Origin of the sequence: Thioalkalivibrio sp. ALJ4, assembly GCF_000377225.1 — a bacterium.
Classification (GTDB): domain Bacteria; phylum Pseudomonadota; class Gammaproteobacteria; order Ectothiorhodospirales; family Ectothiorhodospiraceae; genus Thioalkalivibrio.
Map to the genome: position 1 here is coordinate 924783 of NZ_KB897917.1, position 26838 is coordinate 951620.

Genomic DNA, 26838 nt, shown 5'->3' on the forward strand with positions numbered 1-26838 from the left:
AGGCAAAGGTCGGGAGCTACCTAATTGTACATCGCGTGCTTGACGGCCCGGTTCAGAGATTGGGCGCATCGTTACGCGGTTCCCCTGAGGGTTCGAGGGGTTCCTCGAACTGGGCCATCTGAAGCGCAGCGTAGTGCCCGTTGCGCTCGAGCAGTTCGGTATGTGTACCGGCTTCGGCGATCCGGCCTTGGTCCAGCACCACGATACGGTCGGCATTCTCGATGGTGGACAGCCGGTGGGCGATGACCAGTGTGGTGCGGTCCTCCATCAGCCGTTCCAGCGCATTCTGGATTTTCTGCTCGGATTCCGTATCCAGTGCCGAGGTGGCTTCATCCAGGATCAGGATCGGGGCGTCCTTCAGGATCGCCCGAGCTATGGCGACCCGCTGGCGTTGTCCACCCGAGAGCATGATCCCATTCTCGCCGACTATGGTGTCAAAGCCGTTCGGTAGTTCGTCGATGAAGTCCAGGGCGTTGGCTGCGCGTGCCGCCTCGCGCAGCTCCTCGAGCGTAGGTTCGCGAGCCAGTCCGTAGGCGATATTGTGGCCCAGGGTGTCGTTAAACAGCACGACGTGCTGGCTCACCAGGGCCATCTGTGCCCGCAGGTCGCGCATGCGGTATTCCTGGATCGGGTAGCCGTCCAGGTGGATCTCGCCTTCCTCGATCTCGTAGAAGCGGGGCAGTAGCCGTGCGAGGCTGGTCTTGCCGCTTCCCGAGCGTCCGACCAGTGCCACCGTCTGGCCCGGCTCCACGGTCAGGCTGATATCTTTCAGCACGCGTTCGTGGCTGGTGGGGTAGCGAAAGCCCACGTGCCTGAACTCAATGTGCCCTCTGGCGCGGCCCAGCGGTCGCTGGCCGTGGTCGGGTTCCGCGGGCGTGTCGAGAACCTCGAACACGCTCTCGCCCGCGGCCAGCGCCTTCTGGATTGCGGCGTTGACTCCGACGATGCGTTTCAGGGAAGGGAGCATCAGCAGCATGGCGGCGATGAACGAGATCATGCCGCCTGGCGTGATCGCCTCCAGAATGATGTCCATCGTGGCGAGATACACAATCACGGCCAGGGCGATGATCGCGCCGAGCTGGGACAGCGGCTGGGCCGCGGCTTGCACCGCCTTGTGGCGCATGGCCTGGCGGTGAAAGCGCGTGTTGGTGTCGTCGAACCGGGCCGCCTCGTAATCCGTGGCACCAAAGATCTTGACCTCGGCCTGTCCGCGGATGCCGTCCTCCGCAATCTGTGCATAGTCGCCCACGGAGCGCTGCATGCGTCGGCTGATCTTGCGGAATTGCCGATTGGCTCCGGTGATGACCAGGGCGACGACCGGCGCGAGTGTAAAGACGATCAGTACAAGCCAGCCGCTGAGATAGGCCATATAGGCCATCAGGAACAGCACGGTGAAGGAGTCGCGGATCAGCACAACAATGGCGCGGGACGCGGCGGAACTGATCTGGTTGACGTTATACGTAAGCTTGGCGAGCAGGGTGCCGGGCGAATGCCGGTCAAAAAAGGCCGCCGGCAGGCGCAGGTACTGCTCGAATACGGCCTGGCGAATGTCCTTGACCACCTTGCGGCCGATCCAGGCGACCGTGTAGTCGGAAGCGAAGGTGGTGACGCCGTAGTAGACAAAGATCGCCACCAGCCCAAGTGGCACCCATACCCGGGCTGCCGGGTCCTGCTCGATGAACGTTCCGTCCACCAGCGGCTGGATGATCCAGGCAAAGGCGGTCTGCCCCGCAGCCGCCAGAATCATCGCGGCAATCGCCAGGGTGCCGAGGCGCCAGTAGGGCTTGATAAACTCGAAGATGCGCCGGTAAAGCTCCCAGGAGGCGCCCGCTGTGGGGCGGGTGGGCTTGACGCGTTTTCCTTTGCCGTTCATCCGGGTCCTTCTTGGGGTGCTTGCCATGGACCGGCCATCACGGGCCTGGTGGCCAGTCCCGGCAAAAGCCGCCATGCTACCAGAAGCGGGCGCTACCCCTTGGCGTTGGCCGCAAGCAAAGTGCGTATTACGCAGCTTGTCGGCGTTGAGGCTGAGAGGTACTTTGCCCGGTTCGGAGTAGCGGAGAATGGGATTGCGCAACGGGATCGTGGAAGAGCTGACGGCAGCGAGCCGGTTATTCGGGCGCCTGGCCGACGATGTGGGTTTTGTCGCCGAGATCGAGGTCGTCGCGCAAGCCTGGCTAAGCAGTTTGCGGGCAGGCGGCAAGGTGCTGCTGGCCGGTAATGGCGGCAGTGCGGCGGATGCGCAGCACATCGCGGCGGAGATTGTCTGTCGTTATCGGGCGGTGCGCCCGGGTGCGGCGGCGATCGCGTTGACGACCGACACCTCGGTGCTGACGGCGATCGGCAACGATTTTGGCTACGAGCATGTGTTCTCGCGTCAAGTCGAGGCGCTGGGGCAGCCGGGTGATGTGTTCGTCGGGATCAGCACATCCGGGCATTCGCCCAATGTGCTCGAGGCCATCGGGATGGCGCGCAAGCGTGGGCTGGTCACCGTTGCCCTGACCGGCGAGAAGGGGCTGCCAGAGGCACATCCCGCAGATCATGTGCTGCGGGTGCCCGATGCCGCTACCGCGCGGGTGCAGGAGGTCCACGGGCTGATCGGGCATCTGTTGTGCGGGATCGTCGAGGATGCGCTGGTGGCCGATCAGGAACGTTCGGGGTCGGCGTGAGTGCGCGTGCCCTGTTTCTCGACCGCGACGGGGTGATTAATGTCGACCATGGCTATGTGCATCGGCCCGATCAGGTCGAGTTCGTCCCCGGCATCTTCGAGCTCGTGGCGGCCGCCACTGTCCGTCAGTGGCCGGTGGTGGTCGTCACCAATCAGTCCGGGATTGGCCGCGGCTACTACGGTGACAGCGATTTCCGCCAGCTGACGGACTGGATGCGCGAGCGCTTTGCCGAGCGCGGTGGCCGCATCGAGGCCGTCTACCACTGCCCTCATCATCCCCATGATGCGCAGCCCGACTATCGTCGGGCCTGTCCGGATCGCAAGCCGGAGCCGGGCATGCTGTTGCGGGCGCGGGATGACTTGGATCTGGATCTCCCTGGTTCGGTGCTCGTCGGGGATCGCGCGTCCGATCTCGAGGCCGCGCGGCGCGCCGGGGTCGGCGCCCGATTGCTGTTTGATCCCTCGGGCGCGGAACCGCTGCCCACTGAAGACGGAGACATCCGTATCCGCACCCTGCCCGAGGCCATTGCGTGGCTCGACTGAGCCGCTAGCCGCGATGCGCCACATCTTCTATACGGCCCTCCTGCGACTGACTTCTCCGGCCTTGCTGGCGCGGCTGGTGCGCCGCGCTCGGACAAACGCGGTACCAGTGGCCCGCTGGCGCGAATGGCTGGGAGCCGGGGAGCCGCTAACATCCGGCACCATCTGGCTCCATGCCGCCTCGGTGGGCGAGGTGGAGGCGGCGGTACCGCTCGCACGTGCCTTGCGTAGCCGCTATCCGGAGCATGCGCTCCTGATGACGACCACGACACCGGAGGGAGCCGCCCGGGTGGCAGCGGCCCTCGGGGGCGATGTCCAGCACGCCTATCTGCCGCTGGACCTGCCCGGGGCCGTTCGCCGATTTTTGCGGCGCACCCGTCCGGCCGTCGCGCTGATCGTGGAGACCGAGCTCTGGCCCAATCTCTATCGTGCCTGCGAACAGGCCGGTATTCCGCTCTGGGTGGTGAGTGCGCGGCTATCACCACGCTCAATCAAGCGGTACCGGCGTCTGCAGCCACTGGTGTGGGAAACCCTTGCGCGTGCCGAGAAGATCCTGGCCCAGGACGAGTCGGCCGCGCGAGGCTTTCGCGAGCTGGGGGCGCCGAACGCGCGTGTCCAGGTGGTGGGGAATCTGAAGTTCGATCGCACATTGCCGCCCGGCCATGAGCAGGCGGCGGATCTGCGTGCGACTGTTGCGCCTGAAGGCGTGCCGGTCTGGGTGGCGGTCAGTACGCGGGAAGGCGAGGAAGAGGCCGTGCTCGAGGCCCATCGCGCGGTGCGCGAATCCCATCCCGACGCCGTGTTGCTTTGGGTGCCGCGCCATCGCGATCGCTTTGATGTGGCTTTCGAGGCGGCCAGGCAAGCCGGGTTTTCGGTCGGGAGGCGCACGCAATGTCCGGGGCCGCCGCTGGATGTGCTGGTGGGCGATACGATCGGTGAGATCGGGGCCTATCTTGGTGCTGCGGATGCCGCTTTTGTCGGAGGCAGCCTGGTTCCCCTGGGAGGGCAAAATGTACTCGAGCCCGCCGCACTCGGACGGCCGGTGCTTGTGGGGCCCAGCACCGAGCATTTTACATTCGCCGTCGAGCGCCTCGAGGAGCGAGGCGCTTTGTGGCGTGTGCAGGATGCCGAGGCGCTGGGCCGCGCCGTCGCGGATTTGCTGGGAGACTCCGAGTGTCGGAAAACCATGGGTGATGCGGCTCGCACGGTGATCGAGGAGGGGCGTGGCGCAGTGGAATGCGTATTGGCCGAGTTGGAAAGCCGGTTGCATGATCTGCATTGACCGCCCCGCCAGGTTTTCTAATGATCTTTATTTCTCCTGCTGTAGTCGCTGTCCGCACTCTCGGCATTCATAGCGGTATCGGCGCCGCTGAATCAGATAATGCCGACGCGCACTCAGCGCGTGGGTCTGGCAGGCGCAACGGTAGGTATAGGTCCTGACGTTTCTGCCTTTCAGGGGGGTGTTGTGCGTAACGCGTGGCTGGCAGCCGAACGTTTCCATCCAGGCCCGCCATTCCGGGCCGTGAGGGCGTACGCGGCGTAACCCGGACGTCCGGTACACGAGCGAGTGCGCCACCTCGTGGGCGACGGTATCCGGGAAGTGTGAATCCCAGTCCTGACAGAACGCCTCGGGGTTGAACCGTAGCTGCTCGTACCCGTTGCGCAGCCGCCATTGCCCGGCGGCTTTGCCTCGTAGGTTAAAAAGAACTTCGGGGGCCGTGTTCGGCTGTTCCGGGTGTGACTTGATGTAGAATTCGCGCACCTTTTGTCGGATTTGCGCTTCTTCTTCGAGTGTTAATTTATTTCTCGGCTCTTGTAATTTACTTCCATTTTTATCATATTCACCCGTGCGATATGTGCCGTCCAGGGCGTGCGAGGAGTTGGAAGCCGTTCTGGTCATTGAGAAGTTCCGAACGAGGAGACGAGTAATGAGTCTGGATAGCAAGAAGGCCTCCGAACTTTCCGCCGAAGAGCTGTATGCACTGGCCCGTCAGCGGGAAAAGGAAGAAGCCGAGCGCCAGGACGCCGAGCGCCGCAAGAAGCGTGAAAAGCTGATGGAAAAGCGCAAAGAGATGATCGCGCGTCATCGCAAAGAACTCAACGAGCTTGAGCGCCAGATCCGTGAACTGGGCGGCCGTGTCGGTCGTGCTGGTGGTGGTCGCCGTGGCGGCCGGGGCGGCAGCTCGGTCAGTCAGCAGCTGGTCGAGATCGTGGCGGAGAAATCCGAGATGGCGACCAAGGAGATCAAGGAGCGTGCCGAGAAGGCCGGCCTGGATACCAAGAACATCTCGCAAACGCTTGCCTACCTCAAGCGCCAGGGACGTCTGAAGTCCCCGCGCCGTGGTGTGTACAAATCCGCGGCCTGAGCGGGTTGCATCTGCATCTTGCGACGATTGCGGCGGCTATTCCGTCGCAATCGTTTCGCTAACGGGTTCCATATCAAGCTCACCACTGGGCTTGCAGGCCAGGCGGCTCTCGCCGCTGAACCAGTGCTGGATGGTCTGACCTGCAATCTCCCGGCGCCAGCCACTCGCCAGGCGGCCTTCCGTGCCGTCGCTCTTCAGTAGTTCGATCACATCCTTGCGTTGCGCGATCGCCGCGGCGCTGATCTGGTGTTCGCGGGCACACTCGCGCAGCAGAGCCATGCCGATATCGACCAGCACCTCGTCACGCTCACTCAGGCGCGGCTTCTCCGGCAAATGCGGCCATTGCTCGCGTGGCAGGGCCTGGCCTTCCCGGATGGCGGCCAGAAGCGATTCGATGTGGTCGGGCTTCATGCCGCCGGGGAACTGGCGCAGTTCGCGCAAAGCCTGGGTATCAGCCGGTGTGCGGCGTGCGATGTCCAGCAGGAGGTCGTCGGACAGCACCCAGCGCCGGGGACGATTGCTGCTTTGCGCGGTACGCTCGCGCCAGGCCGCGACGCATTTGAGTACCGCGCGTTCTTTGGGCTTCAGCCGCTTGACCCCCGATACGCGCTGCCAGCTTTGTTCCGGGTCCGGTTCGTACAGGGCCGGATTGCTGAGCGCCTCCATCTCCGGGCGCAGCCAGTGCATGCGGTCGTGGGTATCCAGCTCGTGCAGCAGGCGGTTGAACAGTGTCGCGAGGTGGCGGACGTCGTCGGCGGCATAGCGGATCTGGTCCGCGCTCAGCGGACGCCGGGACCAGTCGGTCCGGGTCTGGCTCTTGTCGAGATCGCGATCGAGCACGTTCTTGACCAGGTTGGCATAGCCGACCTGCTCGCCGTAGCCGAGCATGCTGGCCGCAATCTGGGTATCGAACACGGGGCTGGGCACAAACCCCAGCTCGCGATACAGCAACTCCATGTCCTGCGAGGCGGCGTGGAAGACCTTGGTGATGCGCGCGTCCCGGAACAGCGGGGCGAGCTGCTGGATGTCGAGGCGCAGCGGGTCGATGCAGGCGAGCTGATCCAGCGTGGCGGCCTGTACCAGGCAGAGCTGCGGATAGTAGGTCTTCTCGCGCAGGAACTCCGTGTCCAGCGCGATCCAGTCCGTCCCGGTGATCGAATCGAGAAACGCCTGCAGGGCCTCGGGCGTCTCGATCAGTCCGTGGTCATGCATGGGTCGATTTCTGGCTCGCCTCGAAAGCCGCCTTCTGCTCGGCGGTCGCCTCCTTCTGGTAGCGCTCCTTCCATTCGCTGTAGGGCATGCCGTAGACGATCTCGCGGGCCCCCTCGTAATCGATCGACTCGCCGCGTTCCTCGGCGGCGGCGACGTACCACTTGGACAGGCAGTTGCGGCAGAAACCGGCGAGATTCATCAGGTCGATGTTCTGCACATCCTTGCGTTCATCAAGATGCTGCAAGAGGCGCTGGAATACAGCGGCCTCGATTTCGGTGCGGGTCTTCGGGTCCATCGTGTCTCTCTCCATTCGTCAGGGGACTAGTGATCAACGTACACGCTCGCGCATGAGTCGCTTTTGGGGGCGTTCGACCAGAACGGGTGGCCCGTGTTCAGCTCAGGTGGAGCAGCCAGCGCCGCCGCATGTCCCTTAGCAGCACGAAGATCAACGGCCAGACCAGTGCGCTGGTCGCCACCGGCGCCCAATACCAGGCGCTGTCGGGCGGCAGTCCAATCGCGCCCTGTGGCCACAGGGCCAGGAGCTTGTAAAGCGCCGTGAGGACGGCCACCACGATGGCCTGCTGCCAGACGGGGTAAACACGCAGGCGTGGATGAATCTGCAGCACGATGTACGCCACCACCGCCAGGGCGATGGCGTTCTGCCCGAGCAACTGGCCGTACAGGGCATCCAGTAGCAACCCCATGACAAAGGCCGTCAGCACCCCGAAGCGCTGAGGGAAGGCCATGATCCAGTACACCAGCGCCAGCAGGAGCCATTCAGGTCGGGCTGGGGGCAGCGCATCGGGTATGGGCACGATGGCCAGGGCCAGCGCGACGACCAGGGTCAGGGCGATTAGCCAGGGGATGCCCAGCGTGTGGTTCATGGGTTCTCAGCCGCCCCCGGAATGTCGGCCTCGCCCTCCGGTTCTGCTTCCCGTTCGGTCGTTTCCCCTTCTTCTTCCGGGCGGGTATCGGTGTCCGCGTCCGGACGTTCGCTGGTCCACAGCAGCAGGACCTCGCGCGAGCGGTCCAGGGCCGCCAGAGGCTCGGCCTGGATATCAAGAAAGGGTTGTCCCGGCTGGCGTTCGACCGAGGTCACTCGGGCGACCGGGTAGTCCGGCGGGAAGCGCCCGCCGAGCCCGGAGGTCAGCAGGAGGTCGCCCTCCTCGATGTCCTCCTGGGGCGGTACGTGCCGCATTTCGAGGCGCCGCGGGTTGCCGGTGCCGACGACAATGCCGCGCAGGCCGGTACGGGCACTGAGCACAGGCAGGGCGTGGCCGGGGTCGGAGATCAGCAGCGCGGTGGAGCTGGTCATTTGGGTGGACAGGACCTGTCCGATCACGCCATCGGGGTGGATGACAGGCTGCCCCGGGTAGACACCGTGCCGGTTGCCCTTGCTGAGCACGATCTGCTGGCGGAAGGGGTCCAGGTCCACGGCCAGGAGCTTGGCGATCTCGACGCGCTCTTGTGCCCGTTCGGCGGTGTTCAGGAGTGCGCGCAGGCGGTCGTTTTCCATCTGCAGCGCATCGAAGCGCAACTGGCGGGCCCGCAGCTCAGCGTTCTCTTCGCGCAGGATGCGGTTCTCGGTAATCAGGTCTTCGCGGCTGGTAAAGGACTCGAGCAGCCGGCTGCCCGCCCGGATCGGTGCATCGACCGCGACCTGCAGGGGGTAGGCCACCGTGGACAGCGCATTGCGCACCGTCTGCAGCTCGTTCAGTCGGTGATCCAGCGCCATCAGCGCGACACCCAGCAGGATCACCGCGAGCAGGCGCAGAGTGGGCGATACACCCAGTCTGAACAGCGGCTTGCTGATGGCTTAACCTCCGGTTGCGGGTCGTGACTGGGTCAGGGCCGCACCGCGGTTGGCAGGTGCGATGGGAAGAGCCCCACCAATTTCCCAGGATGCGGGGCGACACCCCATCCCCCGATCCAGCCCGGAGTCTACTCCATGGACAGGAAGTCCACCTGCTTCTCGTCGAGCATCTCCAGCACACGCCCGCCGCCACGCGCCACACAGGTCAGCGGGTCGTCGGCGATGACCACCGGGATGCCGGTCTCTTCCATCAGCAGGCGGTCGATCTGCTGCAGCAGGGCGCCGCCGCCGGTCAGCACGATGCCACGCTCGGCGACATCGGAGCCCAGTTCCGGCGGGGTCTGTTCCAGCGCGGTGCGTACGGCGGAGACGATTCCGTACAGCGGATCCTGCAGGGCCTCGAGGATCTCGTTGGAGTTCAGGGTGAACGAACGCGGCACGCCTTCAGCCAGGTTGCGGCCCTTGACCTCGATCTCCAGCAGCTCCTTGCCTGGATAGGCCGAGCCGACCGCATGCTTGATACGCTCGGCGGTGGCCTCGCCAATCAGCACGCCGTAGTTCCGGCGCACATACGACATGATCGCCTCGTCGAAGGTGTCACCGCCGATGCGCACGGACTCGGAGTAGACGATGCCGTTCATCGACAGCACCGCGACCTCGGAGGTCCCGCCACCGATGTCCAGCACCATGGAGCCCACGGCCTCATCCAGCGGGATGCCGGCGCCGATGGCCGCGGCCACCGGTTCCTGCAGCAGGTAGACCTTGCGCGCCCCGGCGCCGAACGCGGATTCGCGGATCGCGCGGCGCTCCACCTGGGTCGCGCCGCAGGGCACGCAGACCAGTACCCGCGGGCTGGGGCGGAAGATCCGCCGCTCGTGCACCTTCTTGATGAAGTACTGCAGCATCTTCTCGGTGGTGGTGAAGTCGGCGATCACGCCGTCCTTCATCGGGCGGATGGTCACCACGTGCTCCGGCGTGCGCCCCAGCATCTTCTTCGCCTCGATCCCCACGGCTTCGATGGAGCGCGGGCCGCCCGGGCCTCGGTCCTGCCGGATCGCGACCACGGACGGCTCGTTCAGGACGATCCCCTGGCCGCGCATATAGATAAGGGTGTTGGCAGTGCCGAGGTCGATGGAGATGTCGTTGGAGAACAACCCCAGGAGGCGTTTGAGCATGAAGAAGAAACCTGCGTTGGTGGTCGGGCGGGAAAGCCCGAGACTCTAGCAACTGCCCGGGGTTTGGGCAATAACGGCTTTGTGGTAAGTTTGCCAGCCGCATTCCGCATCACCATCGACTGATACAGGGGCCCTTGCCGATCATGTCTGTAGAAGCCTCCGAAGTTCAGCGCATCGCGCACCTCGCTCGTCTGGCGATGAGCGACGAAAAGGCCCGCGAATTTGCCGGCGGTCTGAGCGATATCTTCGATTTTGTCGAGCAGCTCGACGGCGCCCCCATCGAGGGCGTGGAACCCATGGCCCACCCGCTGGATGCCGAGCAGCGCCTGCGCCCGGACGCGGTCACCGAGACCGACAATCGCGAGGGTTTTCAGGCGATTGCGCCGGCCGTCGAGGGTGGGCTTTACCTGGTGCCACGCGTGATCGAGTAAGCCGCGGGCACCGCTGGCCGAATTCGCCGATTTCATCACGCTTTATTAGACAAGAGTTCCCGAAACCATGTCCCAGGAAACCCTGTCCGGCTGGGCGCGCAAGCTCCAGGCCCGCGAGATCAGCTCGCGCGAGCTGACCCAGCTGTATCTGGACCGGATCGAGCGCCTCGATCCGCAGCTCAACAGCTTTATTACCGTGACCGCCGAGTCCGCGCTGGCGCAGGCCGAAGCGGCCGATGCCCGCCTGGCCAATGGTGAGCAGACCCCGCTTCTGGGCGTGCCGGTCGCCCAGAAAGACATCTTCTGCACCGAAGGCGTGCGGACCTCCTGCGGCTCGCGCATGCTTGATCCGTTCGTCTCGCCGTACAACGCCACCGTCGTCGAGCGCATGAACGCCGCCGGGGCGGTGATGCTCGGCAAGACGAATATGGACGAGTTTGCGATGGGTTCGTCCAATGAGACCAGTTTTTATGGCCCGGTGCGCAATCCCTGGGATACCGAGCGCGTCCCCGGCGGTTCCTCCGGTGGCTCCGCCGCGGCGGTGGGTGCGCGCCTGGTGCCGGGGGCGACCGGCACCGACACCGGCGGCTCGATCCGTCAGCCGGCCGCGTTCTGCGGCATTACCGGGCTCAAGCCGACCTACGGGCGCGTGTCGCGCTACGGCATGATCGCCTTTGCCTCCAGCCTCGATCAGGGTGGGCCGATGGCCGCGACCGCCGAGGACTGCGGCCTGATGCTGAACGCCATGGCCGGTTTCGACGAGCGCGACTCCACCAGCGTCGAGCGCCCGGCCGAGGACTTCACCGCCGGTTTGAGCCAGGACCTGAAGGGTCTGCGCATTGGCCTGCCGAAGGAGTTTTTCGGCGAGGGCCTGGACGAGAAGGTACGCGGCGTGATCGACGCGGCCGTCGAGGTGCTCAAGGGCCGCGGCGCCGAGATCCGCGAGGTGAGCCTGCCGAACAGCCACCTGTCGGTGCCGGCCTACTACGTGGTCGCTCCGGCCGAGTGCTCCTCGAACCTCGCGCGCTTCGACGGCGTGCGTTATGGCCACCGCTGCGACAACCCCGCGGACCTGATGGACCTCTACACCCGCTCGCGCGGGGAGGGCTTCGGCGACGAGGTGAAGCGCCGCATCATGGTCGGTACCTACGTGCTGTCCGCCGGCTACTACGACGCCTACTACCTGAAGGCGCAGAAGGTCCGCCGCATCATCGCCGACGACTTCCGCAGCGCATTCGCGGACGTCGACGTCCTGCTCGGCCCGACCACGCCGGAGCTGCCGTTCGCCCTGGGCGCCAAGGCCGATCCGGTCAGCATGTACCTGTCGGACATCTACACCATTGCCGCGAACCTCGCGGGCCTGCCGGCGATGTCGCTGCCGGCCGGCGAGATCGACGGCCTGCCGGTGGGCCTGCAGCTGATCGGCAACTACTTCGACGAGGCGCGCCTGCTCGGTGTCGCCCACCAGTACCAGCAAGAAACCGACTGGCACACCCGTGTGCCGGCGGCCTTCGCCTGAGGATCGCCGCATGGAATGGGAAACCGTCATCGGGCTGGAGATTCACGCCCAGCTCAACACCGTCTCCAAGATCTTCTCCGGGGCGCCGACCGCCTACGGTGCCGAGCCCAACCGCCAGGCCTGCGCGGTGGACCTGGGCATGCCCGGCGTGCTGCCGGTGCTGAACCAGGGCGCGGTCGAGCGGGCCGTGATGCTGGGGCTGGCGATTGACGCCGAGATCGCGCCGCGGTCGGTGTTTGCGCGCAAGAACTACTTCTACCCGGATCTTCCCAAGGGCTACCAGATCTCGCAGTTCGAACTGCCGATCGTCGGGCTGGGGCATCTGGATATCGAGCTGGAGGACGGCACGATCAAGCGCATCGGGGTAACCCGCGCGCACCTGGAGGAAGACGCCGGCAAGAGCCTGCACGAGGGCTTCGAGTCGATGACCGGCATCGACCTGAACCGCGCCGGTACGCCGCTGATCGAGATTGTCTCCGAGCCGGAACTGCGTTCGGCGAAAGAGGCTGTCGCCTATATGAAGAAACTGCACTCGCTGGTGCGCTATCTCGATATCTGCGACGGCAACATGCAGGAAGGCAGCTTCCGCTGCGATGCGAATGTCTCGATCCGGCCGAAGGGCCAGACCGAGTTTGGCACTCGTGCGGAGCTGAAGAACCTGAACTCCTTCCGTTTCGTCGAGCGCGCGATCAATCACGAGATCGAGCGCCAGATCGACGTGATCGAGGGTGGTGGCAGCGTGGTCCAGGAGACCCGCCTGTACGACCCGGATCGTGACGAGACGCGCTCCATGCGCAGCAAGGAAGAGGCCAACGACTACCGCTACTTCCCCGACCCGGACCTGTTGCCGCTGGTCGTGGACCAGGCCTTCATCGAGTCCGTGCGTGCCAGGCTGCCTGAGCTGCCGGATGCCAAGCGCGCCCGCTTCGTCGAACAGTACGGCCTGTCCGACTACGACGCCGGTGTACTGACCGCCGCGCGCGAGATGGGCGACTTCTACGAGGCCGTGGCCGCCGGCTGTGGCGCGCCGAAGATCGCCGCCAACTGGGTGATGGGCGAATTCTCCGCCGCGATGAACCGCTCCGAGGTCGAGCTGGCCGACGCCCCGGTGAACGCCGAGGGCCTCGCCGGGCTGCTGGCGCGCATCCAGGACGAGACCATCTCCGGCAAGATCGCCAAGGAGGTCTTCGAGGCGATGTGGAACGGCGAGGGCGATGCCGACACCGTGATCGAGGCCAAGGGGCTCAAGCAGATCACCGATACCGGCGCGATCGACGCGATCATCGACGAGGTGATGGCCAACAATCCGCAGCAGCTGGAGCAGTACCGTGGTGGCAAGGACAAGCTGTTTGGCTTCTTTGTCGGCCAAGTGATGAAGGCCACCCAGGGCAAGGCCAACCCGGCCCAGGTGAACGAGCGCCTGAAGGCCAAGCTGGACGGATGATGCAGGGCTGCGGACTTCATGCTTGAAACCGACACCCTGCACCGCTTCATGCTGGAAGAAGCCGGGGTGCGTGGCGAATGGGTACACCTGGACGCGGCCTGGCAGGCCCTGCTGGAACGCCACGAGTATCCGCCGGTGGTGCGCGACCTGCTGGGGCAGGCCTATGCGGCCGTGGCGCTGACGGCCGCCACGCTCAAGTTCGATGGTTCACTGATCCTGCAAATCACCGGCACTGGTCCCGTGCACATGATCGTGGCCCAGGCCGATGGCCAGGGTCGGCTGCGGGGCCTGGCGCGCTTTCGCGAGACGCCCCCCGAGGATGCGACGCTGGCCCAGTGTGCCGGCGACAACGCTCGGTTGATGCTGACGCTGGACCCGGGCGATGGCGGCGAGCGCTACCAGGGGGTGGTCGAGCTGGAGGGCGAGACCCTGGCGGATGCGATGAATGTCTACTTCGAACGTTCCGAGCAGTTGCCCACCCGGCTGTGGCTGGCGGCCAACGGTCAGTCCGCGGCCGGGATGCTCCTGCAGGCGGTACCGGGTGAGGGTGGTCATGCAGTCACGCGTGACTCCGAGGACTGGAACCGCGCGAACATCCTGGCCGACACCACCACCCCCGAGGAGATGCTGAAGCTGGATGCCGGCACGCTGCTCGGCCGGCTGTTCGCCGAGGAGCGCGTGCGCCTGTTCGACGGGACCCCGGTCCAGTTCCACTGCCCCTGCTCGCGCGAGCGGGTTGCCGAGACCCTGCGCGGCCTCGGGCAGGACGAGATCCGCGGCATCATCGAGGAGCAGGGCAAGATCGAGGTGACTTGCGAGTTCTGCAACGCGCAATACCACTTCGACCCGGTGGATGCCGAGGCCCTCTGCGCCACCCAGACAGCCCAGCCGCCAACCCCCGACACGCGCCAGTAGCCGGGTGCAAATAAACCGGACACGGAATCTTCCCGCCGGGTGGCAGTCTTTGCTATAGAGATAGTAATGGCATCAGTGTTTCCCTGGCGGGGGGCTGGTCATGTATTCCCGGCATACCGAGATTCCCACCCTGGATACCCGACCCGGATGGCAGGTCGAGGCCCGCTATTACAACCAGGTGGCCCTGGCCCTGCGGCGGCTGGGCCCCGAGATCCGTCTGCCCCTGCCAATCCTCAAACACCTGGACCTGATCCTGCAGCCGGATGCCTGGGTTGTGGTGGATCGTGTGCTCAACGATATGCCGGTGGTGGCCTGGACGGCCTTCCGCGCCGCCCACCGGTACAACCTGCATCGCCCGGTGGCCTGCGAGCTGCGTCTTTACCACTCCATGGCGCCCATGGTTACCAATCGCGCCCTGAACTGTATGGCCGACCGCCTGACCGCCGCCCTGGCCTTGGAGGATCAGCGTATCCCCCGTGGCCAGGTGGTCGCCTTCCGGCCCCGTTCCAGCGCCTGACTCAGCGTGCCGCTCAGGCCCGCGCCGGGCGCTGTGCGCAGACCGGGCAACCCGGGTCGCGGCGCAGACGAATCTCGCGAAACTGCATGCCGGCCGCATCCACCATCAGTAGCCGCCCGCTCAGGGTCGGGAGCCCGATCAGCAGTTTGAGCGCCTCGGTGGCCTGCAGGCTGCCGATCACCCCCGGCAGGCTGGCCAGTACGCCATTGGCCGCACAGGTGTCCTCGTCCCCGCCGCCCTCGCCATACAGGCAGTGGTAGCAGGCGGCCTCGGGGTCGCGGTAGTCGAAGGTGGTGAGCTGTCCCTCGAAGCGGATCACCGCGCCGGAGACCAGCGGTGTGCCGCTGGCTACGGCCGCGCGGTTGATCGCGCCCCGACTGGCGAAGTTGTCGGTGCCGTCCAGGACCACGCCGGCCTTTGCAAACAGGGTGGTCATGGCATCCACATCCAGGCGTTCGGCGCGGGTCTCGACGTGGCAGTTCGGATTCATCGCCGCCAGGCGCCGCGCCGCGGACTCCACTTTGTCGCGGCCGATATCCGCGTCCGTATGCAGGATCTGCCGCTGCAGGTTCGTGACCTCGACATGATCCGGGTCGACCAGCGTGAGTCGTCCGACCCCGGCGGCCGCGAGGTAGGCGGCTACCGGCGAACCCAGTCCGCCCAGGCCCATGATGACCGCATGTGCTTCCTGCAGGCGCTGCTGCCCCTCGACTCCGACACCGGGCAGCATGATCTGGCGGCTGTAGCGCAGCAGTTCCGGGTCATCCACGGGGCGTTCTCCAGTGTGAATCGGGTCAAGGCTTAGTCACGTAGTACGGCAAAGTGTAACCGGCGTCACGCTCCTGGGGCGGCTCGGTTAGGAACCGTTCAGGAAGACCCCGTAATTTGGACCTTGGCAATTCTGCCAGTTGCGCAGTTCAAGGAGGTACACGATGAAACGCATGATGATCGCCCTGGCGCCGGCGGCGTTGCTGGCGTTTGCCCTGGCGGCCCCGGCGCATGCGGCCCAGCCGGTCTCCGGCTTTGTGCACACCGGTGCCGCGGCCTTCGACCCTGATGCCCTGCAGCATGTGCATCATCGCCCGGGCCATTATGGTGGCCCGCCGCATGCCCGCAGCCACCCCGGCTATCGTGGCTACAAGCATTCCAAGCGCTCGCATAAGCGCGGGCGTGGCCATCATCACCGGCACTATCACAGCTACCAGCAGCACCATCATCACCACTACCACAGCCGCCCGCGGCACCGCTCGCCCAGCGGCTCGATGAACCTGCACCTGCATCTGCCGTTCTAGGCAGCACCCGCATCACACGGTTGGCCCCGGCGTTCGCGCCGGGGCTTTTTTATGGACGGCTCCCGATCGTGATGCGCTCGTGCCCGGCGGGGTCACGCAAACTCTGCACCTCGCGATAGCCCGCCTGTTGCATGCGGGCGCGAACATCTCGGGCCTGATCGAACCCGTGCTCCAGCAGCAGCGGGGCATCCGGGAGCAGGTGGAGGAGTGCGGTATCGATGATGGTGTACAGATCGCCAAGTCCGGCTTCCGGTGCGGCCAGTGCCTCCCTCGGTTCGAAGCGCAGGTCGCCGCGGGTCAGGTGGGGATCGTCCTGGGCGATATAGGGCGGGTTGCTGACGATCATGTCGAAGGCGTCCTCGGGCTTGAACGGGGCGAGCCACGCCCCCTGCAGGAAGGTCACGTCCAGCCCCAGGGTGTTGGCGTTCGCACGGGCCTGGCGCAGGGCGTCCGGGCTGCGGTCGGTGGCGACGGCCTCGATGGCCGGGCGTTCCGCCTTCAGCGCGAGGATGATCGCGCCGCTGCCGGTGCCCAGATCCAGTACCCGGGGATGCGCGCGTTCGCAGGCGTCGATGGCCGCGATGGCTTGTTCCACCAGCAGCTCGGTCTCCGGGCGCGGGATCAGGCAGGCGGGGGAGATCCCGAGATCGAGGGTCCAGAAGGCGCGGCGGCCGAGGATGTGGGCGATCGGTTCGCCCGCCTCGCGGCGCCGGCACAGGGTGTCGGCACGTTCGCGCTGCGACGCGGAGGCGACATCGAGCCCGCGGGCGATCAGGGCGCTGGTGTCGAGGCCGGTCGCCGCGCCGAGCAGCAGGCGGGCCTCGAGCCCCGGCTCGTCCGATCCGGCCGCCTGCAGACGGCCGCGCAGCTCCCGCAGCAGTGCATCCAGCGTCGCGGGCGTTTCCATTACGCCTCCGCGAGGGTGGCGAGCTGCTCGGCCTGGTATTCGTGGATCAGCGGGTCGATCACCGGGTCGAGGTCGCCGGCCATCACCTGTTCCAGCTTGTACAGGGTCAGGTTGATGCGGTGGTCGGTCACGCGGCCCTGCGGGAAGTTGTAGGTGCGGATACGTTCGGAGCGGTCGCCGCTGCCGACCAGGCTCTTGCGCTCGGCGCTCTGTGCGGCCGCCTGGGCCTCGCGTTCGGCCTCGAACAGGCGGGAGGCGAGGTAGGTCATCGCCTTGGCGCGGTTCTTGTGCTGCGAGCGTTCTTCCTGGCACTCGACCACGATGCCGGTGGGCAGGTGGGTCAGGCGGATCGCGGAGTCGGTCTTGTTCACGTGCTGGCCGCCGGCCCCGGAGGCACGGAAGGTGTCCACGCGCAGGTCGGCCGGGTTGATCTCCGGCATCTCGACCTCGTCCAGCTCCGGCAGGATGGCGACGGTGGCCGCGGAGGTGTGGATGCGGCCCTGGGACTCGGTCTCCGGGACGCGCTGCACGCGGTGGGCGCCGGACTCGAACTTGAGTCGCGAGAAGGCGCCCTGGCCGGCCAGGCGCCCGATTACCTCGCGGTAGCCGCCGTGCTCGCCCTCGCTGGCGCTGAGGATCTCCAGCTTCCAGCCCTGTTGTTCGGCGTAGCGGGTATACATGCGCAGCAGGTCGCCGGCGAAGATCGCGGCCTCGTCGCCGCCGGTGCCGGCGCGGATCTCGAGGAACACGTTGGCGTTGTCGTGCGGGTCCTTCGGGATCAGGTGACGATGGAGCTCGGCCTCCAGCGCCTCGGCCTGTTCCGCCAGGGTCGCGATCTCGGCCTCGGCCATTTCGCGCAGTTCGGGGTCGTCCTCCGCGAGCATCGCGCGGGCCTCTTCCAGCGCGGCCTGGTTGTCGTGCCAGGCCTTCCAGGCCGCGGCGACCGGCTCGAGCTGGCTGTATTCCTGCGACAGGCGGCGCAGCTGGTCGGCGTCCTCGGCGGCGTCCGGCGTGGCCAGCAGCTGTGCGATCTCGGCATGGCGCTCGGCCAGGCCCTCGAGCTTGGTGCGGAACGAGGCCTTCACGAACGGGTGCCGGACTCGGGGTCGTGGCCGGGGTCGTCTTCCGGGCTGGGAAGCTGGAACAGCCGATGGGCGGCATTGAGCAGGCGCGCGTCGCCCTCGTGGGCGGCGGTGTTCAGTGACTTGCAGGGGGCGTGCATCAGCTTGTTGGTCAGGCTGTGGGCCAGCAGTTGCATGGCCTCTTCCGGCGACTTGCCGGCGCGCAGCATCGCCTCGGCCCTGGCCAGGGATTCGGCCTTGACGGTCTCGGCGCGCTGACGCAGCTGGCGGATGCTGTCCACGGAGTCACGGGCGCGCAGCCAGCGCATGAATTCGCTGGCGCGCTGGGTGATGATCTCCTCGGCCTGTGCGGCGGCGGCCTGGCGCGAGGCCATGTTCTCGTCGATCACTTCCTGGAGGTCATCCACCGTGTAGAGGTAGACGTCCTCGAGCTGGCCAACCTCGGGCTCGATGTCGCGCGGGACGGCGATGTCGACCATGAAGATCGGCTTGTGACGGCGCTTGCGCAGGGTGCGTTCCACCGCCCCCTTGCCGAGGATCGGCAGCGGGGCAGCGGTGGACGAGATGACGATGTCGGCCTCGGCCAGGCGATCCGGTAACTGGTTCAGGCTGATCGCTTCGCCATCGAAGCGCTCGGCTACGGCCTGGGCGCGCTCCTCGGTGCGGTTGGCGACGATCACTTTGCCGATCCCGTGGCCGGACAGGTGCTGCAGCGCCAGTTCGATCGTCTCCCCGGCGCCGATCACCAGCGCCGTCAGCGGCTTCAGGTCGCCAAAGATCTGGCGCGCCAGCGAGACCGCGGCAAAGGCCACCGAGACGGCGCTCTGCCCGATCGCTGTCTGGGTACGCACATCCTTGGCGGTGGCAAAGGCGTGCTGGAACAGGCGCTCCAGCGAGCGGCCCAGCGTGCCGGCGTCGTGGGCATGCTGGTAGGCCGTCTTCATCTGCCCGAGGATCTGGGGCTCGCCGAGGACCAGCGAATCCAGGCCGCTCGCCACGCGCAGGGTGTGGCGCACCGCGGAGCCATCGTGGTGCAGGTAGAGGTAGGGCCTGAGTTCGTCGCGGTCGATGCCGTGGTAGCCGCCCAGCCAGTCCAGCACGCGATGTTCCGACTGCTTGCCGCCCTCGCGGAAGTACACCTCGGTGCGGTTGCAGGTCGACAGGATCGCGGTTTCCGGCAACAGGACGCCCGAGCGCAGCGAGTGCAGGGCCTCGCCGAGCTGGCTTTCATTCACCGACAGCCGTTCGCGGATCGCGACCGGGGCGGTTTTGTGATTGATACCAAGAGTGAACAGCATGCTGACGCTATTGTGCCGCAAATACCCGGAAAAGGCCCCCAAAACATACAAGTCACCCAGGATACTTGTGCTTCCCCAAGGGCGACGCGCGTAGTGTAACGACCCGTGCCGTCCGTTACAGTGTCCAGCCGGTGTGCCGCACGGTTGCCGGTTTGGAACCGTGGCACGGGATGGGCGTCCCATTAGTGATGCAACTAAGTGATGCACTTATCCGAGTCTCCCCAGAATGCAACGGAGTAATCCGATCGGACCCGAAATGATTCGACCCCTTTTTGCGGCGCTGGCCGCGCTCGTGCTGGTGGGCTGCGCCCACATGCCTCTGGGCGCCTCGGAGGGCGAGGCCCCGGAGGTGGATCGCCCCGTGATCCTCCCGATCATGCCGGCGCAGGACCCGGAAGCGGCCCTGATGCTGGGTGTGCTGGTCGGCGAGATTGCTGTGCGCTCCGGGCAGTACGAAGAGGCCGCGCGCTACTACGGCGCCGCGGCCCTGCTCAGCGACGACCCGGCTATCGCCGAACGGGCCACCCGCATTGCGCTGTTCGCCCAGGACCGCAACCAGGCCCTGCAGTCTTCCGAGCGCTGGCGCCAGCTGGCACCGGAGAGCCTGGATGCCCTGCAGCTGTCCACGGTGCTGCGTCTGGACCTTGGGCAGCCGGACCCCGCTGCCGAGCAGATGGGCACGGTGATTGACCTGCAGACCGTGCAGGGTGGAGATCCCTACGCGGCGCTGGGGGCGGTGGTCGGTCAGACACGCAACCGCGAGGCCGCGCTGGGGGCCCTGGAGAGCCTGACGGATCAGCGTCAGGACGACGTCGGTGTCCATCGCGTATTTGCAGAGGCCGCACTGCGCTTCGCGCCCGGCGAGCCGGCGCTGGAGGCGACCGCTCGGGGTGTGGAGCGCTTCCCGGAATCCGTGTCTTTGCGTCTGTTGCGCGCCCGTGCCCTGGACGAGGTGGGGCAGTCCGACGAGGCACTGGAAGAACTGCGCACGACGGTGGCCAGCCACCCCGAGAGCCGAGAGGCCCGTTTTGGCTATGCCCGCATGCTGGCGGAGCACGATGATCGCGAAATGGCACGCGAAGAGATGGACCGCCTGGTCGAGCAGGACCCGGAGGATGTGCAGCTGCTGCTGGCCCTGGCGCTGATGAACCTCGAGGCCGAACAGCTGGGACCGGCCCGGACCTATCTGGAGCGACTGGACGCCCTGGGCGAGCGCGAGGACGACATCGCCTACTACCTGGGGCGGCTGCACGAGATGGAAGACGACCCGGAGGGGGCGCGCCAGGCGTACGAGCGAGTCGGGGGCGGCAGCCACGCCGATGATGCCCGCCTGCGTGCGGCGCGTATGACGCTGGAGGTCGAGGGCGAGTCGGCTGCGCGCGAGCGTTTCGAACAGATGCAGCAGGGCCCGGATACGGAGCTTGCCCGACGCGCCTATCTCGGCGAGGCGAACCTGCTGCGTGAAAAGGGCGAGTACACGGCTGCGCGCGAACGCCTGAACCGGGGGCTGGTGCAGTTCCCCGGCGATACCCGGTTGCTGTATATGCGCGGCCTGGTGCACGAGCGCCAGGATGAAATCGAGGCCGCCGAGGCGGATTTCCGCGCGATCCTGGACAACGATCCGGAGAACGTCGCCGCGCTGAATGCGCTCGGCTATACCCTGGCTGATCGCACCGACCGCTATGAGGAGGCGCTGGATCTGATCGAGCGGGCCTACGCGCAGGAGCCCGACGACGCGGCGATCATCGACAGTTATGGCTGGGTCCTCTATCGCCTCGGGCGCCTCGACGAGGCCGAGGACTTCCTGCGCCGCGCCTACGATCTCTCCGACGACGGGGAGATCGCGAGCAACCTCGCCGTGGTGCTCTGGGAGCGGGGCGAACGCGACGAGGCCCGCTCCATTCTGGAGGCGGCACTGGAGCGCGAGCCGGATCACGAGCGCCTGCTGCGGGTGCGTGACGAACTTCTCGAGTGATGTTGTCTGGATCCCCAGAGTCCCGTGCGCCCTCGTGGGCGGGAGTGACCCGTTGGGTGTCAGGTGTCGTCGTGGCGCTGGTGCTGATCGGTTGTACGGCCCCAATGCCTCGTACCGAAGACCCCGCTGCACGACAGGCCTTCGACGAGCGCGCCGAGGTCGTGAAGGCCTTTGATGAGTGGCGCCTGGCGGCCCGTCTGGGGCTCTCCACCGAGACGGAATACTGGTCCGCGCAGCTGAATTGGCGCGTGCAGCAGGAGCGCCATGTCCTCGACTTGTCTGGTCCCATGGGACGTGGGGGTGGCCGTCTGACGCTGGCCCCGGATCAACCCGCGGTGCTGATCACGCGAGCCGGCGAGCAGTATCAGGCCGAGGACCCGGATGCTCTGGTCGCCTACCTGACGAACGAGGCGATACCGGTGTCCGGCATGCGCTACTGGGTGCGGGGTCTGCTCGCGCCGGGCGCCGAGTACGATCTCGAGGTGGACGAGGACGGCTTGCCCCGGCGCATCGAGCAGTCCGGCTGGGTGATCGAGTTCGGCGAGTTCGATGAGGTTGACGGCATGGCGCTCCCGGTGCGCATGGACCTCGAGCGCGAGGGCGTGGAGCTGCGTGTGCGCATCGCTAACTGGCACATGGCGACGCGATGAGCGGCGATTTCGATGTGGCCTTCCCCGCGCCGGCCAAGATCAACCGATTTCTGCATATCACGGGGCGGCGCGCCGATGGTTACCATGAGCTGCAGAGCGTGTTTCAGTTCGTCGGGCTGGCGGATTCGCTGCGCTTCGAACCGCTGGAGCGGGGGCGATTCGAGATGTCGGCCGGGGCGCTCGATGGAGGTCACAACCTGTGCCTGCGGGCCGCGCGGGCGCTGGCGGAGGCCAGCGGTTCATCCTTTGGGGTGCGGGTGCATCTCGACAAGCGCATCCCGATTGGAGGTGGCCTGGGTGGGGGCAGTTCCGACGCCGCAACCACGCTGGTCGTACTGAACCGACTATTCGATCTCGGGCTGTTGGAGGATGACCTGGCCGCGATTGGATTGGGCCTGGGGGCTGATGTGCCGGTTTTTGTGCGCGGCCGGGCGGCCTGGGCCGAAGGCGTCGGGGATCGCCTGGTTCCTCTGGAGCCGGATCTGGCCTGGTTGCTGCTGGTGGACCCCGGCGTTTCGGTGGCGACAGGGCCCATGTTTGGCTCAGCGGAATTGACACGCGACTGTCCCGCCGAGACAATTTCGCCCGAAATTGATGCCGCGCGCTTTCGTAATGTGTTCGAGCCGCTGGTTCGCCGGCAGTATCCACTCGTTGCCGAGGCACTGGACTGGATGGGCGGGCAAACGGAGCGCGCGCGGCTGAGCGGCACTGGGGGCTGTATCTTCGGGATGTTCCCGAACGAGCAGGCTGCCCGCCAGGCGCAGGCCGCACAGCCCCGTCCCTGGCGGAGCTGGGTGACGCCGCTGACGAACGTGTCGCCCCTGCGGCAGTGGCTCCCGGGCAGCGCCGCCGCCGAGGGTGCCGAACAACAAGTAATTGGGCCGTAGCCAAGCGGTAAGGCAACGGGTTTTGATCCCGTCATGCGCCAGGTTCGACCCGAGCGGCGCAGCCGCGAGAGCACGCCACCGCAGGTGGCGCCCGAAGGGTGGCGCGCAGCGCCATCATCCTGCCGGCCCGGATCGGCGGCAGCCGATCCGCCATCGGTTCCGGAGGCGGAACCTGGGCAGGGTTGGGGCAGGCAACAACGAGCAATTGGGCCGTAGCCAAGCGGTAAGGCAACGGGTTTTGATCCCGTCATGCGCAGGTTCGAATCCTGCCGGCCCAGCCATACAACGAAACCCGCGGCGCACGGCGCCGCGGCACCGGCCAAAGGGCCGGCAGGATGAGAACCGGGTTCGACTCGAGCGGCATAGCCGCGAGAGAACGCCGCCATTGGCGGCGGCCCGAAGGGCGGCGCGAAGCGCCGTAATCCTGCCGGCCCAGCCATACAACGCGGGTGGTGATGCTGGATATTGCCACCGCGCCACACACCACCGGCCCCGGCGCCACGCCGGGGTCTATTTTGGAGCCAGGTGACCCGTTCACCCGCTCCGCACCACCCAGACCGGAAAAAACCGTGGTCGACAAGAGCCGAATGATGGTCTTCGCGGGGAACGCGAACCCCCGCCTGGCACAGAGCGTTGCCGAGCACCTGGGCCTGCCGATGGGCAAGGCGATTGTGGGCCGCTTCAGCGACGGCGAGGTGCAGGTCGAGATCCTGGAGAACGTGCGCGGTCGCGACGTGTTCCTGATCCAGCCGACCGGGCAGCCGACCAACGAGAACATCATGGAGCTGGTCATCATGGTGGACGCGCTGCGGCGCGCCTCGGCCGGTCGCATTACCACCGTGATCCCGTACTTCGGCTACGCCCGCCAGGACCGCCGGGTGCGCTCGGCGCGGGTGCCGATTTCGGCCAAGGTGGTCGCGAACATGATCGAGGCGGTCGGTGCCGATCGCGTGCTGACTATCGATGTGCACGCGGATCAGGTGCAGGGCTTCTTCAACGTCCCGGTGGACAACATCTACGCCTCGCCGGTGCTGCTGGGCGATGTCTGGCGGCATGTCTCCGGCAATCTGACCGTGGTTTCGCCGGATGTTGGCGGTGTGGTGCGTGCCCGCGCGATTGCCAAGCGCCTGGATGATGCCGATCTGGCGATCATCGACAAGCGCCGTCCGCGTGCGAACGAGTCCGAGGTGATGCATATCATCGGTGATGTGCGCGACAAGTCCTGCATCATCATCGACGACCTGGTGGATACCGCCGGCACGCTGTGTCAGGCGGCCAAGGCCCTGAAGGCGCACGGTGCGGCGTCGGTGAGCGCCTACGCCACGCACCCCGTGCTTTCTGGTGCAGCAATTGATAATATTAACGGTTCGGCGCTGGACGAGCTGGTGGTGACCGACACTCTGGCCCTGCAGCCGAATGCCCAGGCCTGTGCAAAGATCCGGCAGCTGTCGGTCGCGGAGATGCTGGCCGAGACCATTCGTCGGATTAATCTCGAGGAATCGGTCAGTTCGCTGTTTGTGGACTGAAGCCTCGGGCGCAAGGCGCTACTGGCGCCACGATTTCGGGGGATTGTCCCCCAACTTCACGCCTCATCTGGTCGCGGATGAGGCGTGTTCATTTGGAGAAAGCAACGATGAGCATGAGTTTTACCATTGAAGCCGAGAAGCGGGACGAGCAGGGATCGAGTGCGAGCCGCCGCCTGCGTCGCGCCGGCAAGCTGCCCGCCATCCTGTACGGTGGCGAGAATGACGCGCAGCCGATCACCCTCGACCACAACGCGATGGTGCACAACCTGAAGCATGATGCGTTCTACTCGCACATCCTGACGGTCAAGCTGGATGGCAAGAGCGAGAAGGCGATCCTGCGCGACGTGCAGCGTCATCCGTTCAAGCCGACCATCTACCACGTGGACCTGCTGCGTGTGTCGGCGAACCAGCCGATCCGTGTGCACGTGCCGCTGCACTTCCACAATGAGGAAGAATGCAAGGGCGTGAAGCTGGGTGGTGGCATGGTCAGCCGCATGCTGAACGACATCGAAGTCGAGTGCCTGCCGGGCGACCTGCCCGAGTCCATCGATATCGATGTGGTCGAGATGGACGTCGGTGACACCATCCACATCTCCGAGCTGAAACTGCCGAAGGGTGTGGAAAGTGTGGCCCTGATGCACGGCGAGGACTACGACTACGCCGTGGTCAGTGTCCTGCTCCCGCGTGCCGCGAAGGCCGAAGAAGAAGAGGGCGAGGAAGTCGAAGCCGCCGAGGCCGAGGGTGCCGAGGCCGAGGGTGGCGAAGAAGCGTCCTCCTCCGGCGACGAAGGCGAGTCCGAGGACAAGGAATAAGCCTCACGGCCATTCCTGCGCCCTTCTGACCCATGGCTATTCGCCTGATCGTCGGGCTGGGCAATCCGGGCCCGCGTTATGCCGAGACCCGGCATAACGCGGGCTTCTGGTTTGTGGATGCCCTGGCTCGTCGTCATTCCACCGAATTTCGCAGCGAGGGCCGCTTCGATGGCGAGGTGGCGCGGCTGACTCTGCCCGAGGGCGACTGCTGGCTGTTCAAGCCCATGAGTTTCATGAACAAGAGCGGTCTCCCGGTGCGCAAGTGCGCGGATTTCTATCGTATTGCCCCTGAAGAGATTCTCGTGGTGCATGACGAGCTCGACCTGGACCCCGGTGTCGCGCGCCTGAAGATGGGCGGCGGGCACGGTGGCCACAATGGTCTGCGCGACCTGCATCGCCATATGGGTGGGCCGAACTATGCCCGGCTGCGCCTGGGTATCGGTCACCCCGGGCATCGTGACGACGTCGTCCCGTTCGTGCTGGACCGGCCTGGTCGGGACGATGCCCGTGCGATCGAGGATGCCATCGATGCCGCGCTGGACCAGGTGCCGGCGCTGATTGCCGGGCGCTGGGACGAGGCTGTACGTAATCTGCATGGCGGCGGGTCGAAGGCGGCCCGCGCAACATCCGAGGAAACCCCATGAGTCTGAAGTGCGGGATCGTCGGCCTGCCGAACGTCGGCAAGTCGACCCTGTTCAATGCCCTGACCCGCGCGGAGATCGCCGCGGAGAACTACCCGTTCTGCACCATCGACCCGAACGTGGGTGTGGTGGAGGTGCCGGATCCGCGCCTGGCGCGGCTCACCGAGATCGTGAAGCCCGAGCGTACGCTGGCCACCACGGTGGAGTTCGTTGATATCGCGGGTCTGGTGGCCGGTGCCGCGCAGGGCGAGGGGCTGGGCAACAAGTTCCTGGCTCACATCCGCGAGACGGATGCGATCGCCCAGGTGGTGCGCTGTTTCGAGGACGACGACATCGTGCACGTGGCCGGCAAGGTTGATCCACTGGCCGATATCGAGACGATCAGCACCGAGTTGATGCTGGCGGACCTCGAGACCGCCAGCAAGGCGCTGACCCGACTGGCGCGAGCGGCGAAATCGCAGGACAAGACGGCCATCGCGCAGCTGAAGGCGGCCGAAAAAGTCGCGGCCGGCCTGGATCAGGGGATTCCGGCGCGGGCCCAGGACCTGGACGAGGACGAGCGGCGCCTGCTCTATGACCTGCATCTGCTGACGATCAAGCCGCTGATGTATATCGCCAACGTCGACGAGGCCTCGCTGGCCGGCGGCAACGCGATGGTCGAGGCGGTGCAGGCCAAGGCGACCGAGGAGGGCGCCGAGGTGGTCAGCGTCTGTGCGGCCATCGAGGCCGAGATCGCCGTGCTGGATCCGGAGGAGCGGGCCGAATTCCTGGCCGATCTCGGGCTCGAGGAGCCGGGGCTGGATCGGGTGATCCGTACCGCCTACCGGCTTCTGGACCTGCAGACCTTCTTTACCGCCGGCGAGAAAGAAGTGCGAGCCTGGACCGTGCGTCGGGGTTCCACTGCGCCGCAGGCCGCGGGTGCGATCCACACCGATTTCGAGCGCGGTTTCATCCGTGCCGAAGTGGTGGGGTATGACGACTTCGTCGCGAACAATGGCGAGCAGGGTGCGAAGGACGCCGGGAAATGGCGCCTGGAAGGCAAGGAATACCTAATGCACGAAGGCGACGTGGTACATTTCCGCTTCAATGTCTGAGCGTTACACTGCGAATTGATTATCGGGTGTGGTGCCGCTGGTGCCTCGCCCTGTTTTGCACCGAATCTTTGGGAGTA

28 protein-coding genes, 1 tRNA gene and 1 other RNA gene are annotated in these 26838 nt (G+C 66.1%); 19 read left to right on the top strand and 11 right to left on the bottom strand.

Going from position 1 to position 26838, the window contains the following annotated elements:
* Positions 1-52: 52 nt before the first annotated feature.
* The gene (gene msbA, locus C936_RS0104345) at positions 53-1873 is read right to left on the bottom strand and encodes a lipid A export permease/ATP-binding protein MsbA (RefSeq protein ID WP_018175334.1); all 1821 of its coding nucleotides are present in this window, start codon (positions 1871-1873) and stop codon (positions 53-55) included.
* 187 nt (positions 1874-2060) lie between these two features.
* Between msbA and C936_RS0104350 the strand changes: the two genes are divergently transcribed.
* The 3 genes from C936_RS0104350 to waaA are packed head-to-tail and all read left to right on the top strand — an operon-like array spanning position 2061 to position 4487.
* Positions 2061-2666: a D-sedoheptulose 7-phosphate isomerase gene (locus C936_RS0104350; RefSeq protein ID WP_018175335.1), complete on the top strand. Its 606-nt coding sequence runs from the start codon at positions 2061-2063 to the stop codon at positions 2664-2666.
* Positions 2663-3208 carry a D-glycero-beta-D-manno-heptose 1,7-bisphosphate 7-phosphatase gene (locus C936_RS0104355; protein WP_018175336.1) on the top strand — a complete coding sequence of 182 codons (546 nt, stop codon included), beginning with the start codon at positions 2663-2665 and terminating at the stop codon, positions 3206-3208. Before C936_RS0104350 ends, C936_RS0104355 begins: the two co-directional genes overlap by 4 nt.
* 13 nt (positions 3209-3221) lie before the next feature.
* Entirely contained in the window at positions 3222-4487 is a 1266-nt protein-coding gene (waaA, locus tag C936_RS0104360; protein ID WP_018649250.1) for a lipid IV(A) 3-deoxy-D-manno-octulosonic acid transferase, read from the top strand.
* 27 nt (positions 4488-4514) lie between these two features.
* Here waaA and C936_RS14505 read toward each other — a convergent pair whose 3' ends face one another.
* On the bottom strand, positions 4515-5105 hold the full coding sequence (locus tag C936_RS14505; protein ID WP_081616830.1) for a SprT-like domain-containing protein: 591 nt from the start codon (positions 5103-5105) through the stop codon (positions 4515-4517).
* A 28-nt stretch (positions 5106-5133) separates the two neighbouring features.
* On the opposite strand from C936_RS14505, the gene C936_RS0104365 reads away from it, so the two are divergent.
* Positions 5134-5571, top strand: a complete 438-nt coding sequence (locus tag C936_RS0104365) for a hypothetical protein (protein ID WP_018137963.1) — start codon at positions 5134-5136, stop codon at positions 5569-5571.
* Positions 5572-5607: 36 nt separating this feature from the next.
* On the opposite strand, the gene rnd is transcribed toward C936_RS0104365, so the two are convergent.
* From rnd to C936_RS0104390, 5 genes are all read right to left on the bottom strand, one after another.
* Positions 5608-6783 (bottom strand): ribonuclease D, encoded by a 1176-nt coding sequence (rnd, locus tag C936_RS0104370; protein WP_018137962.1) that lies wholly within the window; start codon positions 6781-6783, stop codon positions 5608-5610.
* Entirely contained in the window at positions 6776-7078 is a 303-nt protein-coding gene (locus C936_RS0104375; RefSeq protein ID WP_018137961.1) for a DUF1244 domain-containing protein, read from the bottom strand. Before C936_RS0104375 ends, rnd begins: the two co-directional genes overlap by 8 nt.
* Positions 7079-7175: 97 nt before the next feature.
* The gene (mreD, locus tag C936_RS0104380) at positions 7176-7667 is read right to left on the bottom strand and encodes a rod shape-determining protein MreD (protein ID WP_018137960.1); all 492 of its coding nucleotides are present in this window, start codon (positions 7665-7667) and stop codon (positions 7176-7178) included.
* A complete protein-coding gene (gene mreC, locus C936_RS0104385; protein WP_155987365.1) occupies positions 7664-8596 on the bottom strand; it encodes a rod shape-determining protein MreC in 933 nt (310 codons plus the stop codon). The genes mreD and mreC overlap by 4 nt, the downstream gene beginning before the upstream one ends.
* Before the next feature lie 128 nt (positions 8597-8724).
* Positions 8725-9771, bottom strand: a complete 1047-nt coding sequence (locus C936_RS0104390) for a rod shape-determining protein (protein ID WP_018137958.1) — start codon at positions 9769-9771, stop codon at positions 8725-8727.
* Between the two features lie 143 nt (positions 9772-9914).
* On the opposite strand from C936_RS0104390, the gene gatC reads away from it, so the two are divergent.
* The 5 genes from gatC to C936_RS0104415 all read left to right on the top strand — a co-directional run bounded on the left by gatC (position 9915) and on the right by C936_RS0104415 (position 14597).
* Positions 9915-10202, top strand: a complete 288-nt coding sequence (gatC, locus tag C936_RS0104395) for an Asp-tRNA(Asn)/Glu-tRNA(Gln) amidotransferase subunit GatC (RefSeq protein ID WP_018137957.1) — start codon at positions 9915-9917, stop codon at positions 10200-10202.
* Between the two features lie 67 nt (positions 10203-10269).
* Positions 10270-11721, top strand: coding sequence for an Asp-tRNA(Asn)/Glu-tRNA(Gln) amidotransferase subunit GatA (gatA, locus tag C936_RS0104400; RefSeq protein ID WP_018137956.1), 1452 nt, complete (start codon positions 10270-10272; stop codon positions 11719-11721).
* 10 nt (positions 11722-11731) lie between these two features.
* Positions 11732-13165, top strand: coding sequence for an Asp-tRNA(Asn)/Glu-tRNA(Gln) amidotransferase subunit GatB (gene gatB / locus C936_RS0104405; RefSeq protein WP_018137955.1), 1434 nt, complete (start codon positions 11732-11734; stop codon positions 13163-13165).
* An 18-nt stretch (positions 13166-13183) separates the two neighbouring features.
* Positions 13184-14080, top strand: coding sequence for an Hsp33 family molecular chaperone HslO (gene hslO, locus C936_RS0104410; protein WP_018137954.1), 897 nt, complete (start codon positions 13184-13186; stop codon positions 14078-14080).
* 100 nt (positions 14081-14180) lie between these two features.
* The gene (locus C936_RS0104415) at positions 14181-14597 is read left to right on the top strand and encodes a hypothetical protein (RefSeq protein WP_018649251.1); all 417 of its coding nucleotides are present in this window, start codon (positions 14181-14183) and stop codon (positions 14595-14597) included.
* 13 nt (positions 14598-14610) lie between these two features.
* Here the strand turns inward: C936_RS0104415 and C936_RS0104420 are convergent, their stop codons facing one another.
* Positions 14611-15366, bottom strand: coding sequence for a molybdopterin-synthase adenylyltransferase MoeB (locus C936_RS0104420; protein ID WP_018649252.1), 756 nt, complete (start codon positions 15364-15366; stop codon positions 14611-14613).
* Between the two features lie 163 nt (positions 15367-15529).
* Here C936_RS0104420 and C936_RS0104425 point away from each other — a divergent pair, with 163 nt between their 5' ends.
* Positions 15530-15889 (top strand): hypothetical protein, encoded by a 360-nt coding sequence (locus C936_RS0104425; protein ID WP_026278812.1) that lies wholly within the window; start codon positions 15530-15532, stop codon positions 15887-15889.
* A gap of 49 nt (positions 15890-15938) precedes the next feature.
* On the opposite strand, the gene prmC is transcribed toward C936_RS0104425, so the two are convergent.
* The 3 genes from prmC to hemA are packed head-to-tail and all read right to left on the bottom strand — an operon-like array spanning position 15939 to position 19176.
* Positions 15939-16796: a peptide chain release factor N(5)-glutamine methyltransferase gene (prmC, locus tag C936_RS0104430; RefSeq protein ID WP_018175341.1), complete on the bottom strand. Its 858-nt coding sequence runs from the start codon at positions 16794-16796 to the stop codon at positions 15939-15941.
* Positions 16796-17881, bottom strand: coding sequence for a peptide chain release factor 1 (gene prfA / locus C936_RS0104435; protein ID WP_018175342.1), 1086 nt, complete (start codon positions 17879-17881; stop codon positions 16796-16798). The genes prmC and prfA overlap by 1 nt, the downstream gene beginning before the upstream one ends.
* Positions 17878-19176, bottom strand: coding sequence for a glutamyl-tRNA reductase (hemA, locus tag C936_RS0104440; RefSeq protein ID WP_018137949.1), 1299 nt, complete (start codon positions 19174-19176; stop codon positions 17878-17880). The genes prfA and hemA overlap by 4 nt, the downstream gene beginning before the upstream one ends.
* Positions 19177-19432: 256 nt before the next feature.
* On the opposite strand from hemA, the gene C936_RS0104445 reads away from it, so the two are divergent.
* The 9 genes from C936_RS0104445 to ychF all read left to right on the top strand — a co-directional run bounded on the left by C936_RS0104445 (position 19433) and on the right by ychF (position 26761).
* On the top strand, positions 19433-21151 hold the full coding sequence (locus C936_RS0104445; protein WP_018175343.1) for a tetratricopeptide repeat protein: 1719 nt from the start codon (positions 19433-19435) through the stop codon (positions 21149-21151).
* A gap of 44 nt (positions 21152-21195) precedes the next feature.
* The gene (lolB, locus tag C936_RS0104450) at positions 21196-21801 is read left to right on the top strand and encodes a lipoprotein insertase outer membrane protein LolB (RefSeq protein WP_038038431.1); all 606 of its coding nucleotides are present in this window, start codon (positions 21196-21198) and stop codon (positions 21799-21801) included.
* Complete coding sequence (gene ispE, locus C936_RS14510) at positions 21798-22688, top strand: 4-(cytidine 5'-diphospho)-2-C-methyl-D-erythritol kinase (protein ID WP_018137946.1); 891 nt, start codon at positions 21798-21800, stop codon at positions 22686-22688. Before lolB ends, ispE begins: the two co-directional genes overlap by 4 nt.
* A gap of 206 nt (positions 22689-22894) precedes the next feature.
* Positions 22895-22969: transfer RNA gene (locus C936_RS0104465), tRNA-Gln, on the top strand.
* Positions 22970-23002: 33 nt separating this feature from the next.
* A non-coding RNA gene (locus C936_RS14515) (RtT sRNA) lies at positions 23003-23127 on the top strand.
* Between the two features lie 130 nt (positions 23128-23257).
* On the top strand, positions 23258-24214 hold the full coding sequence (locus C936_RS0104470) for a ribose-phosphate diphosphokinase (protein ID WP_026182170.1): 957 nt from the start codon (positions 23258-23260) through the stop codon (positions 24212-24214).
* A gap of 107 nt (positions 24215-24321) precedes the next feature.
* Positions 24322-25026, top strand: a complete 705-nt coding sequence (locus C936_RS0104475; protein ID WP_018175345.1) for a 50S ribosomal protein L25/general stress protein Ctc — start codon at positions 24322-24324, stop codon at positions 25024-25026.
* 32 nt (positions 25027-25058) lie between these two features.
* A complete protein-coding gene (gene pth, locus C936_RS0104480; protein ID WP_018175346.1) occupies positions 25059-25670 on the top strand; it encodes an aminoacyl-tRNA hydrolase in 612 nt (203 codons plus the stop codon).
* Entirely contained in the window at positions 25667-26761 is a 1095-nt protein-coding gene (gene ychF / locus C936_RS0104485; RefSeq protein WP_018175347.1) for a redox-regulated ATPase YchF, read from the top strand. The genes pth and ychF overlap by 4 nt, the downstream gene beginning before the upstream one ends.
* Positions 26762-26838 lie beyond the last annotated feature (77 nt).